At 32.6% G+C, this 12,537-nt stretch carries 13 protein-coding genes, 1 tRNA gene and 1 other annotated feature; of the genes, 2 read left to right on the forward strand and 12 right to left on the reverse strand.

What is annotated here, in order from left to right:
• From HF295_RS03165 to pdxR, 6 genes are read right to left on the reverse strand one after another with little or no spacing between them, the layout of a single operon-like run.
• Positions 1–1,149, reverse strand: a complete 1,149-nt coding sequence (locus tag HF295_RS03165; RefSeq protein WP_312032404.1) for an NAD(P)/FAD-dependent oxidoreductase — start codon at positions 1,147–1,149, stop codon at positions 1–3.
• The gene (locus HF295_RS03170; protein WP_312032405.1) at positions 1,139–1,417 is read right to left on the reverse strand and encodes a (2Fe-2S)-binding protein; all 279 of its coding nucleotides are present in this window, start codon (positions 1,415–1,417) and stop codon (positions 1,139–1,141) included. Before HF295_RS03170 ends, HF295_RS03165 begins: the two co-directional genes overlap by 11 nt.
• On the reverse strand, positions 1,410–1,901 hold the full coding sequence (locus HF295_RS03175) for a 4Fe-4S binding protein (RefSeq protein ID WP_312032406.1): 492 nt from the start codon (positions 1,899–1,901) through the stop codon (positions 1,410–1,412). Before HF295_RS03175 ends, HF295_RS03170 begins: the two co-directional genes overlap by 8 nt.
• The gene (locus HF295_RS03180; RefSeq protein WP_312032407.1) at positions 1,894–2,982 is read right to left on the reverse strand and encodes an NAD(P)/FAD-dependent oxidoreductase; all 1,089 of its coding nucleotides are present in this window, start codon (positions 2,980–2,982) and stop codon (positions 1,894–1,896) included. The genes HF295_RS03175 and HF295_RS03180 overlap by 8 nt, the downstream gene beginning before the upstream one ends.
• A complete protein-coding gene (locus tag HF295_RS03185; protein ID WP_312032408.1) occupies positions 2,975–3,316 on the reverse strand; it encodes a (2Fe-2S)-binding protein in 342 nt (113 codons plus the stop codon). Before HF295_RS03185 ends, HF295_RS03180 begins: the two co-directional genes overlap by 8 nt.
• Positions 3,317–3,355: 39 nt before the next feature.
• A complete protein-coding gene (gene pdxR / locus HF295_RS03190; RefSeq protein ID WP_312032409.1) occupies positions 3,356–4,753 on the reverse strand; it encodes a MocR-like pyridoxine biosynthesis transcription factor PdxR in 1,398 nt (465 codons plus the stop codon).
• Between the two features lie 110 nt (positions 4,754–4,863).
• On the opposite strand from pdxR, the gene pdxS reads away from it, so the two are divergent.
• Entirely contained in the window at positions 4,864–5,736 is an 873-nt protein-coding gene (gene pdxS / locus HF295_RS03195) for a pyridoxal 5'-phosphate synthase lyase subunit PdxS (protein WP_312032410.1), read from the forward strand.
• Positions 5,737–6,309, forward strand: a complete 573-nt coding sequence (pdxT, locus tag HF295_RS03200; RefSeq protein ID WP_312032411.1) for a pyridoxal 5'-phosphate synthase glutaminase subunit PdxT — start codon at positions 5,737–5,739, stop codon at positions 6,307–6,309.
• A gap of 21 nt (positions 6,310–6,330) precedes the next feature.
• Here pdxT and alr read toward each other — a convergent pair whose 3' ends face one another.
• The 6 genes from alr to HF295_RS03230 form a co-directional block, all read right to left on the reverse strand.
• Positions 6,331–7,431, reverse strand: a complete 1,101-nt coding sequence (alr, locus tag HF295_RS03205) for an alanine racemase (RefSeq protein WP_312032412.1) — start codon at positions 7,429–7,431, stop codon at positions 6,331–6,333.
• A gap of 4 nt (positions 7,432–7,435) precedes the next feature.
• Positions 7,436–8,704 (reverse strand): serine--tRNA ligase, encoded by a 1,269-nt coding sequence (gene serS, locus HF295_RS03210; protein ID WP_312032413.1) that lies wholly within the window; start codon positions 8,702–8,704, stop codon positions 7,436–7,438.
• A 39-nt stretch (positions 8,705–8,743) separates the two neighbouring features.
• Positions 8,744–8,932 (reverse strand) — a binding site (T-box leader).
• Positions 8,933–8,972: 40 nt separating this feature from the next.
• Positions 8,973–10,364, reverse strand: a complete 1,392-nt coding sequence (locus HF295_RS03215) for an MATE family efflux transporter (protein ID WP_312032414.1) — start codon at positions 10,362–10,364, stop codon at positions 8,973–8,975.
• A gap of 36 nt (positions 10,365–10,400) precedes the next feature.
• The gene (locus tag HF295_RS03220) at positions 10,401–11,180 is read right to left on the reverse strand and encodes a hypothetical protein (protein WP_312032415.1); all 780 of its coding nucleotides are present in this window, start codon (positions 11,178–11,180) and stop codon (positions 10,401–10,403) included.
• Positions 11,181–11,197: 17 nt separating this feature from the next.
• Positions 11,198–11,283: transfer RNA gene (locus tag HF295_RS03225), tRNA-Leu, on the reverse strand.
• A gap of 15 nt (positions 11,284–11,298) precedes the next feature.
• The gene (locus HF295_RS03230) at positions 11,299–12,516 is read right to left on the reverse strand and encodes a 6-phosphofructokinase (RefSeq protein WP_312032416.1); all 1,218 of its coding nucleotides are present in this window, start codon (positions 12,514–12,516) and stop codon (positions 11,299–11,301) included.
• Positions 12,517–12,537: the final 21 nt, after the last annotated feature.

Genomic DNA, 12,537 nt, shown 5'->3' on the forward strand with positions numbered 1-12,537 from the left:
TTAAACAACTGAATGTTCTCTATCTATATTCTCCATATTATCAAAACGACTAATATGTAAATCTTTAGCATAAGCTTCTAATTCTTCACCCAAAATAATCTGGGATAATAGTTCTCCCGTAATCGGCGCAAACATAAATCCATGTCCTGAGAAACCGCAAGCAATAAAGAAATTACTGACTTGTGTATCAGAAATAATAGGTTGGAAATCAGGTGATATATTATAAGATCCGCCCCATGTTCTGATGACTCTTTGTTTAGCAACCTCAGGTAATATATGGTTCACAGTTTTAGCCATTTCATCTAAAAATCTCCATGAACTTGATATATCATGATTATGTAAAGCTTTAGGATTATTTCTTCCCATCAAGATAGAACCATGAGGTACTTGTTGGCAATAGATATTTTTAGAAAAACTCATCACCATGGGTCCCAACATATCCTTAGTTCTTTCAGTCACTAAAATTTCATGGTTTTCAGAATAGACTGGAATATCTAAGCCTACCATTTGTCCAATTTCTTGTGAATAACCTCCGGCTGCATTAACAACTTTATGGGTATCTATCTCCACTTTATCAGTGATAACCTTTTGAATCAAACCTTCTTCTAAAATAATCTCTTTAACTTCATTAAAAAAGAAAAAATCTACCCCTAGTTTTTGAGCAGCTAAATAATATGCTTCACTCATTAAAAATGGATTAACGTGGCCATCAGTATGACAAAAAGTTGCACTTGTAAAACTATTAGGATTTAAATGAGGTACGATTTCTAAAGCCTCTTCCTTACTTAAATGCCTTGTAGGTATTCCTAAAGAATTTTGAAGCTTTACATTTTTTGCAAATTGTTCATCTTCTGCTATTGAACTTGAAAGAATTAAGTATCCACCTTGTTTAAATTCGATATCTCTATGATAATTTAATGTCTCATTGGCATGAGAAAAGAACTCAATTGATTTTTTAGCTAAGATACAATTTAATTCAGTTGCCCATTGTTGTCTAACACCTGCACCACAGCGAGCTGTAGCCCCAGCTAAAAAATGACTTTTATCGACTACAATGATATCTTTAACACCTTTTTTTGCTAGATTATAAGCGATACTTAAACCGCTTATACCAGCTCCTATAATCACTATATAAGCCTTAGTCTTCATCTTGATTCTCCGCAATATCTTTTAAAACAACACCAGAAACAAGGGGTCTTGTTTTATGTATTTTGACTGTTTCAGGATGTACTTTATTGTATTTCGCTATTTCATTTTTAACAAGATGAGAACAGGTTTGACCCTGACAAGGTCCCATGCCTATTCTTAATATTCTTTTTAAAGATTCAAAATCCCTATAACCAAGTTCTAAAGCATCATGGATATCTTGTAATGATACATCCTCACAACGACAAATAATGATATCTTTTTTACTCATCGCCTGGCCTCCTAATTGTCACAAAGTCATATAAGTAAGGCTGTTCCAAAGAAACTGTAACCACAGTTGTTGTATTGGTTGATTTTCTTCCTGGCATCACCTGTTCAATTTTACAATCACTAATAACATCACCATTTCGATTGACAGCCAACCATCTTTCTCCAACAAGAGGAATTGGCAATAACTCATAAGGCACTTTAAAGTAAGCTTTTCCATTTTTAATCATAGCTACCATAATAGCTAACCCAGGACAAGAATGCACACATATACCACAACCTGTACACTTATCAAAATCTATTTGGGGAATAGCATTAATATCTTCACCAATGGTAATGGCGTGGAAGGGACAACTTGTCTCACATGGATTACATGGAATTTCTTTATAACACTCAATAATAGCCTTAGGTCTGAATAAAACATCTTTATCTTTAGGAAATCTAGATCTTACCATTTCCTTACTAGCAACTGCAGTTTTTTCAATCATAGATTTCACCTACTTTTTTTAATCCACATCTTATTTTTTCTCCACAAGGACCTTGTCTTAAGACACATAATTGATTATTTAAATCATCTTCTAAACTTTGAGCTTCTGGATGTTTAAACCCCAAATGATTAGCAGCCATTAAACCACAAATTCTTCCTTCAACCATGGCTGAAGATGCTTCTTCTATACCAGTTACATCACCACATGCATAAACATGGTCGATACTTGTTTCATAATCACAAGTTTTCTTCGGCACCAAACCACCAAGTTCACTTACATCCAACATATGTGCCCCAGCCATAGAAAGTAATTGATGTAAAGGACTTAAGCCAACTGAAATACATAAAACATCCGCATCTATCTCTGATTCAGAACCAGGTATTTCTTGCCATCGATCATCTAATTTAACTGTCACTACTTTTTCTAAATGATCTTTACCAATAGCCTTCTTAACCGTGGTATTCATTAAAAAACCAACACCCAAACGCTTTAATTTTGAAGCATGGACCAAATAACCACCAATGGTAGATGCTGCTTCAACTAAAGCCTTGACTTTCACACCAGCTTGAATCAACTGATAAGAGACTATTAAGCCAATGTTTCCACTACCCACCATGACCACTTCTTTACCTGGCTTGATACCATAAATATTCATTAAGGTTTGTATAGCACCAGCCCCATATATACCTGGTAAATCATTATTTTCAAAAGCCAACACTTTTTCACTAGCCCCTGTAGCAATAATCACAGATCCACCAAGATACTTCATATATTTGCCATATTGGTAAACTGTTAAAACTTTATCAGGATAAAAACCAACACAAGTTGCATCCAACAAAATTTCTAATTGATCATCATAACCTTTTAAATCATCAATCAAAATCCTAGCAATATCAAAACCTCTAGTTTTTGCATACTGCAATTGCGAACCAAAAAATTTATGAGTTTGCTTTATTAATTGACCACCCAATTGATTGAACCTTTCAATCAATGTCACTGACATACCAGCATCTAAAGCGACTTTAGCTGCTGATAAACCTGCAGGGCCTCCACCAACTATTACTAAATCACGTTTAATCATTGCTTGCCACACTCACTTCTGACTCAACAACCATGTTTTCTTCTAATAATGTCATACAAGTTTTAACATTATCTACACCGTTGACTCTCATATAACATGACCCACAATTTCCAATGGCACAATATAATCCTCTAGGTCTATCATGAACCACAGAATTCGAAAAATGTCTAATGCCATTATCATATAAAGCAGCGGCTATGGTATCACCCTCATAGCCAATCATGGCTTGATTATTATAAGTGAAATGAATTTCATTTTGATAATCAAATTTCAAAATAGGATGTTCTTTTATTCTCATCAATGCCTCACCTCTTACAGTTTTTAATTTTATCATAAAGCGCTTACATAGACCATTACTTTTTTTAAAAAACCCTTAAATTTCTTTCCAAGCTTGCCTTAAATAAACACAAGCATTTTCAATATCCTCTAATTTAAGATGTGAGTATCCAAATATTAAAATAGGATATGGATATCTTTTTATTCTCTTGATATAGTATTCTCCTAATCCATAGACCCTTATTGATTGTTTTTTTGCTAGTTCTATCAATTGATCTTCCTTTAAATCAGTTTTTATTTCTACTAAAAAATGCAAACCAGCATCTGAACCTTTAATGCTTATTCGATGACCAAAATGTAGGTTTAAAAACTTAATTAAAGTATCTCTTTTATTCTTATAGATATTCTTCATTCGATTTAAATGTTTTTCAAATTCATTTGACTCAATAAAGGCTTGTAGTGCCAGTTGAGTCGTGATAGGCACAGAACAAGAAAAATATGAAAAAGATTCTTGGTATCGCTTAACCAACTTTCTAGGTAAAACCATAAAAGAAACCCTAATACTAGGAGAAATAGACTTAGAAAATGAATTCATATAGATAACCTTATCAAACTCATCCAAGACTTTTAAGGCAGGTATAGGATTGCCTGTAAAACGAAATTCTGAATCATAGTCGTCTTCGACAATATATCTATGATCATTTTCATTGACCCAATCCAATAACTCTATTCTTCTAGAAATAGGCGTAATAATGCCTGTAGGATATTGATGTGCTGGGGTAATATGGATGACATCCGCAGATAAACTCTTCAATTGATCAATAGACATTCCTTGGTCATCTAGATCACAAACATCAACTCTAGCACCATATTCTTTATATAATAAATAATTTTTTATATATGAAGGATCTTCAGTCAGTATCAGTTTGTCCCTACCTAAAAGTAAAACCAATAAAGAAATCAAATGTTCAGAACCACTACCAATAACTATTTGTTCAGGGGCTGCCTCAATCCCTCGATAAGCAAATAAAATATCTGCGATTTTTTCTCTAAAAGAATACAAACCAAAATAATCCATTTTATTAATGGATTTTGATAACTTATCTAGAATAATCTCTCTCTCAATTTTCGCATACTTTTGGTAGGGAAAGTCATCCGCGTCAACCATATTGGTTTTAAAGTCATAAGCATAAGTAACTACTTCTTTTTTCTTAATGGTTTCTTTCACTTTTCTTTTCTTGGGAAAAACCAAATGACTTAAAACAAAATATCCAACTTTAGGCACAGAACGAATATAACCCTCAGCCAACAATTGCATATAGGCAGTTTCAATCGTTGTTTGAGAAATTTTTAAATGAGCAGCCAATTTTCTTTTTGAAGGTAACTTCTCATCAGCATGTAACTCATTATTCTCAATGGCTTCTTTTAAATACTTATACAGTTGTTCATACATAGGCATATCTTTTGTATCACCAAAATAAAATGTTATCATCATTCACCAACTGACCATTTAAAATATATTAAAACTGAGTATTTATACAATACCAGTTTCAGTTATAATATAGTTGATAAAAGACTAATTGTCAATAAAAGGAGGAAAAATTTATGAATAAACGTTATGAATTAAATAAAGAATTAGCCCAAATGCTAAAAGGTGGCGTTATTATGGACGTTACCAATGCTGAACAAGCTAAAATCGCTGAAGAAGCTGGAGCTTGTGCAGTTATGGCTTTAGAAAGAATTCCCGCTGATATTAGAGCTGCTGGTGGTGTATCTAGAATGAGTGACCCTAGATTAATTAAAGAAATTCAAGCTGCAGTGACAATTCCTGTTATGGCTAAAGTTAGAATTGGACATTTTGTAGAAGCACAAATCTTAGAAGCCTTAGAGATCGATTATATCGATGAATCAGAAGTTTTATCACCAGCTGATGATACTTATCATATTGATAAAACAAAATTCAAAGCCCCATTTGTATGTGGTGCTAAAGACTTAGGTGAAGCCTTAAGACGTATTGAAGAAGGTGCTTCAATGATTAGAACTAAGGGTGAACCTGGTACTGGAGACGTTATTCAAGCTGTCATTCATATGAGAAAAATTCAAGCAGAAATGAGAAGAATGACTTCATTATCTGATGATGAACTATATAATGAAGCTAAAAACTTAAAAGTATCATATGATTTACTTAAATATGTTAAAGACCATGGCAAATTACCAGTCGTTAACTTCGCAGCTGGTGGTGTTGCTACACCTGCAGACGCTGCATTGATGATGCAATTAGGCGCTGAAGGCGTATTTGTAGGTTCTGGTATTTTCAAATCTGGAAACCCAGCAAAACGTGCTAATGCAATTGTAAAAGCTGTTACTAACTTTGACAACCCTAAAATTTTAGCCGAACTTTCTGAAGACCTTGGCGAAGCCATGGTAGGAATCAACGAAGAAGAAATTAATTTATTAATGAGACAAAGAGGCGAATAAATGATCATTGGTGTGCTTGCTCTACAAGGTGCTTTCATCGAACACCAAAAAATGCTAGAAACTCTAGGTGTAGAGACTTTTCAAATAAGAAACAAAGATCACTTATTAAAAGCTATGGATGGTATCGTCTTACCTGGTGGCGAATCAACAACCATGTTTAAAATATTAAAAGACCAAGACATGGTTGATACTTTAAAAGAGATGATTCATTCAGGTTTACCTACTTTTGGTACTTGTGCTGGTTTATTACTATTAGCCAAACAAGTAGAAAATTATAAAAGTAATTACTTGCAAACCATGGATATAGAAGCCAAAAAGAATGCTTATGGTCGCCAATTAAGTTCTTTTATGACCCATGCTGAATTTAATGGTCAAAAAGATGTACCTTTCGTATTTATTAGGGCACCATACATTGTCCAAGCCAATAAAGATGTTGAAGTCTTAGCTGTTGTCAATGATAAAATCGTAGCTGCTAGACAAAACAACCAACTAGCTACAGCATTTCATCCTGAGTTAACAGATAATTTAATCGTTCATGAATACTTTGTAAACATGATAAAAAATAGGAAGTAGTTCAAAACTACTTCCTTTATTTTATTCATATATATACTCAAATAATAACCTTTTTTTCGACATATTAGTTAATAGTTCATAAGTAATTGTATCCATTTTAACTGCCATAGATTCTAAAGATTTATGGATACCAAAAACTTCAACTTGATCACCTATATTGATACTTAGACCTGTAACATCGACCATGGTGACACCCATACAAACCCTACCAACAACAGGTAATGAATGACCTTTAAAAATAAATATATCATTGTTAGAAAAAAATCTTGGATAGCCATCTGCATAACCAATAGCAATAGACGCAATTCTTCTATGGTCATTGATTTGATAGGTTTGACCATAAGATACACCATCTCCAGCTTGTAGGTTTCTTAGGGCAATTACCCTAGCGAAAACTGACATAACAGGTAAAAACTTTAATTTTGTCTTTATCGGAGGATAGCCATACATGGCTATTCCCGTTCTCACCATATCAAAGGTTCTATCCTTGTACTTAATGATACTTGCACTATTTGACACATGCTTTAATCCTAGTGAATAACCTTCATTTTCAATTGCTTCAACCAAAGACTTAAATTGATTAAATTGGCCATTAGTAAAGTTTTCATTGTCCTCATCAGCACAAGCAAAATGAGAATAAATACCTTGATTAATCATATTTTTAAGATTTAGAATTTGAATGACTTCGGCTTTAGCCGATGACAAATCTTCTTGACGATGATGGTATATACCAAATCGACTCATTCCAGTATCTATAATGATATGGATTTTAATCTTTAAATTTTGTTGGTTGAGCTGATATGCATAATCATAAGAATCGACCGTTTGTATGAGATCATATTCTGATACTTTTTTTATGTTTTCAGGTAAAGTTTTACCAAAAATCAAAATGTCAGATTTTATACCAGCCTCTCTTAGTTCTATAGCTTCTAGTAAATCTGTCACTGCGAAAAAATCACAGCCCTTAGATTCAAGAAAATGAGCGACTTGAACTCCACCATGACCATAAGCATCAGCCTTAACAACTGCCATAACACGTTTATCATGATGGATGCTTTTTAATAAAGTATAATTATGCCATAAATGATTTAAGTTAACAACGACCTTCACACGATCAAACATGATTTCACCTAATCTCTGTTAATCCACCCATATAAGGTACTAAGACTTCTGGAATTTTTACTGATCCATCTTTTTGTTGATATTGTTCTAAAATTGCAGGAACCAATCTAGAGGTAGCTAAACCTGATCCATTCAAAGTGTGACAATATTCAATTTCACCTTTACTATTTCTATATCTAATGAGTCCTCTTCTAGCTTGAAAGTCTCTTGAATTAGATACTGATGATACTTCTTTATAAATATTTATGCTCGGCAAATAAACTTCAATATCAAAAGTACGGCTCATCGCGAAAGCAACATCCCCAGCAGCTAATTTAGATACTTGATAATGTAAACCTAATTGATTCATTAATGATTTAGCTTTTTCTAACATTTCATCAAACGCTTTATCAGAATCTTCTGCTTTTGTAAACTGAATCATCTCTACCTTGTTAAATTGATAGCCCCTAATCATCCCTCTCTCTTCAGAACGATATGAACCTGCTTCTTTACGATAACAAGGAGAATATGAAAAATACTTTCTCGGTAATTGATTTTCACTTAATATTTCATTCCTATGTAAATTGATTAAAGCTGTTTCAGATGTTGGTAATAAGAATTTTTGTTTGTCTTCACCATCTAACCAAAAAACATCTTCTTCAAATTTAGGAAATTGTCCTGCAGTTAAACCGCTTTGATAATTTAATATATGTGGCATTAACATAAATTCATATTGATCCTTATGATGTTGATCGATAAAGAAATTAAGTAAAGCCCATTCCAATCTAGCCCCAATATTAGAGTAAATCCATGTCCCTTTTCCACTAATTTTAGCTGCGCGTTCATAATCAATGATATTGAGTTTAGTCGCAAGTTCTACATGATCTAATACTTTAAAATCAAATTTAGGTTGTTCCAGATGTGTATAGATTACTTGATTATACTCCTTATCACCAGCCAACAAGTCTTCATCAGGTAAATTTGGTAATTTCAATAAAAATTCATTAATTTTATCTTCAATATCCTTGAGAATTTCTTCTTGATTTGTCATAGAACCCTTTAAATTTTCTATTTCTTTAAATAAGTTCTCAGTATCTCTTTTCTCACGCTTATAAACACCAATTTCCTTAGATAATTGGTTTCTTTTTGCACGGATTGCTTCTATCTCTTGAATTAAATTAACCCGTTGATTTCTCATTTCTATAAAACCATCAAAGGATACATTGACACCCTTTTTGCTTAAAGCTTTTTGAACAAGTTCTGGTTGATTTAACAATAACTCTTGATTTAACATGATTTTCTCCTTTTATTAAAAAAATAGTCCTTTACTTGAGTAAAGGACGAATTAACCGTGGTACCACCTTAGTTCTAGTATAAACTAGCACTTAAATCTTTAACGCAGATAGACGAGGATTATTAATCCTAGCTCAAAGGTAGATAGACTTATATGTTTATTAGTTTTCACCAGCCACTAACTCTCTACAAAACATGATTAAATCATTATCCTTATCATTGCTTATACCATACATTATATTGTTTTATTGATTAATTGTCAAGATAGACTAAGCCTTGTTTTTCATTAATTTTTCAGCATTTATTTGGTTTTCTAAAGCCAAGTTCTTTAACCAATATTCTTTCTTATACCTTGAATAAGCAATCCCTACTTTTGGTATTTCAAGAATTTGGATGATTAAAAACAAAAATATTACGGGAAGCTTAGTGTACCTAGATAAAACATAGACCACAGGCACTTGAATAACCCAAATATAACCAGAATCCATGATCATGGTGGATTTAGTGTCTCCACCTGATCTTAAAGTAAAATACAGGGAAATATACATAGAAATTACCGGAATCATAATGGCGTTGACCCTAATATTAAATCTAGCTATACTTTCTGTTTCAGCAGAAATTTCATATAGATTTAAAATGAAGAATGACAAGATAAATAAAATCAATCCTAAAACTAGGGCAAAAATAATGGCAAAAGAAAATATTTTTTTAGAATTCTCTTTAGCTTCACTTAGCTTATTTTCCCCCAAAGTGTTACCAATAAAAACAGCAACCGCTGTCCCAATACCTCCAAAAGTGATAAAGACTAATTGGCTGATAGCGTTGGTAATATTAATGGCTGCTAGGGCATTATCTCCCCTCGTGGCATAGGACTGCATAAATACAGTTTGACCAAAAGAAAATAAAAACTCGTTGATGACCAATGGAATCGCTGTAATAATAATTAATTTTAAAAGTAACTTGTCAATTTTGAATATCTTAAAGATACTGGTATTAAACGCTTTGCCTTTGACGATTAATAAAATAGACAATAAAGTAAATTCAATAAACCTAGAAGCTAAAGTCGCGATAGCGGCTCCTTCTATGCCCAATCTTGGAAAACCTAAATTACCAAAAATAAGTAAGTAGTTTAAAACAACGTTAGATAAAATAGCCACAATTGAAATATAGAGTAAAGGTTTTGTTGTGCCAATTTCTCTAAAAGTTGATGAAATAGCTGTTGAAATTGTCATTGAAATCATGACCCATTTAGCAATATTTAAATATTCAAGTCCCCATTGGATGGTGGTAGGATTGTCTGTAAACAAACCTATAAAGCTTTCACCAAAAAAAGTAAAAATAAGAATAGCTAAGGTAGATAAAAATACTGAAACCAATAACTTAAATCTAAAAGTTTGTTTTAATGAATCATATTGTTTTGAACCATAATATTGAGCCGAAAATATACCTGCCCCGCCCATGGCACCAAAGGTTACTATAATCACAACAAAATACAATTGATTGACAACGGATACTGCCCCAATGGCGAGTTCACCTAAAGTACCTACCATAAGGTTATCTACCAACTGAACAGAAGATGTTAACAATTGTTGGAGAATGATTGGTGATGCTATAATCAATACTCTTTTATAAAATTTTTTATCTTTCATAATATTTCTCATAGAATCACCTCCTTTAGACAAAAGAAAATTACCGGATTATCCGATAATTTTTTCGTCAATTCTACTGATAAATTGATTCATTTCTTCTTGAGATAAGTGAACTTTGTTTTGCTTTAATAGACGACTCATTTTAGCTGGGATATCATCTTCTTTAGCTATTTCTTGGTTTTCGTCTAAGGTGTTCATTCCAAGAACAAAAGATTGATTTTCTATGATCATCAATCTCTTAATCATAGAATCTTCTTTAATTTCTAATAAGCTTTTCAACTCACTAAATAAGGGCCAAACAGGACTTAAAGGATTTACAATAGAAAAGGAATTGTTTTTTGAATATTGTATATCCACCCTATCTTTTTGAAAATCTCCTTTTAAGATAAACTTTGCTTCAAAGAAGTCACAAATAAAGATTCCCTTGTCTGTCACCAACATCAACTCAATAGTAACCCTTTGCCCATCCTTAGTTAATAATTCTTTTTGATAATATACTTTTGATTGACCAAAATGTGAGCGGATTTCATCGATATCTCTTTGTCTATCAAAATACTCAGACACCCTATATGATACATCATTAATCCCATCTTTGATTTCCGAGAATTGTTTTGAAAAAAAGACATTTTCTTCATTAATTGTTGTTTCAAAATAAGCTCTTAATCTAATAGAATAAATAAAGTAAACTAATAAAAATGAGAATTGAACAATGGCTGTTAATGTGATAACAAATTCTTTTTCATAATTTAGTAAAAATATAACAAACTGAATGACAATCGCTGTAAGAATTAATACATCCATTGATTTTAGTAATGTGTTTTTCTTCATAGTACCTCCTGAAAAATTGGTGCGGCTGATGAGAGTTGAACTCACACATCCCAAAGGATACTACCCCCTCAAAGTAGCGCGTCTACCATTCCGCCACAGCCGCGATAAAGCTAAGATATTATTTGATCTTAGCGAATTGTTGTACACCTAAACGATATTTAGGTTTATGCTCTCCTTGAATTAAAGGCAAAGCATAATCAATAAATTCTTGGGTCACGCCATTACCTTCCATATTAATCATGGTATCAGGCATTTTCTTTTCATAATTTGCACAAGCAGATAAATCAAAACTTGTCCAACCTACTGTATAAGGATCATTAGAAGTTCTCATGATACCTACCATTAAATTTGAATAATTCTTTAATGCAAGTTCAACCGCATACTTTCCGACACCAACAGCTTCATTAACATCAACCATTGATTGATAATGAGAAGCTGCTCTTTGTGAAGAACTTAACTCAACAGATCTTGTTGATAATTTAAGTTCTCTAGATAATAATTCAGATAATTTAGCAGCTACACCGCCTAATTGTGAATGACCAAAATCATCTTTACCGCTTTTAGCAAAAACAAAGTGACCCAGTTCATTAACGATACCTTCTGATACTGCAATCAAGCAGTGTTTCTTCTTTTCATAAACTTCTTTAACATCTCTTTTAAACTTTTCAAAAGAAAATGGTCTTTCAGGAACATAAATTAAATCTGGACCAAATCCATTAATAGAAGCTAAAGCAGATGAAGCAGTTAACCAACCTGCATGCCGTCCCATTATTTCAACAATGGTGACTTTCCCAATAGGATAAGCCAACATATCATAATATATTTCAGCCATGGTATTGGCTATATATTTAGCCGCAGAACCAAAACCTGGAGTATGATCAGTATATGGCAAATCATTATCAATGGTTTTTGGAACACCAATCACTGAAACTTGATATTGTTCTCTTTCCATATACCTTGCTATTTTTGCACAAGTATCCATAGAATCGTTTCCACCATTATATAAAAAATAACGGATATTATATTTCTTAAATAATTTAAGTAGTGTTTTATAATCAGTATCATCATCTTCATAATCTTTAAGTTTATATCTTACTGACCCAAAAGCAGATCCTGGTGTATGTTTTAATAATTCAATGTCTTTTTTATATTGTTCATTGATTAAAAAAAGCTCCTCATTCAATGCACCTTGAATCCCATGATTCATTACATAGACTTTTTCAATTCTATCTGATTGTAAAAAAGCTTCTTGAATAACCCCATAAGCACTAGCGTTAATCACTGAAGTTGGCCCGCCAGATTGACCGTACAATAAATTTCCCTTAATTTTTGTCATATAAACACCTCGTATAATATC

Source organism: Hujiaoplasma nucleasis, assembly GCF_013745115.1.
GTDB lineage: Bacteria > Bacillota_I > Bacilli_A > Izemoplasmatales > Hujiaoplasmataceae > Hujiaoplasma > Hujiaoplasma nucleasis.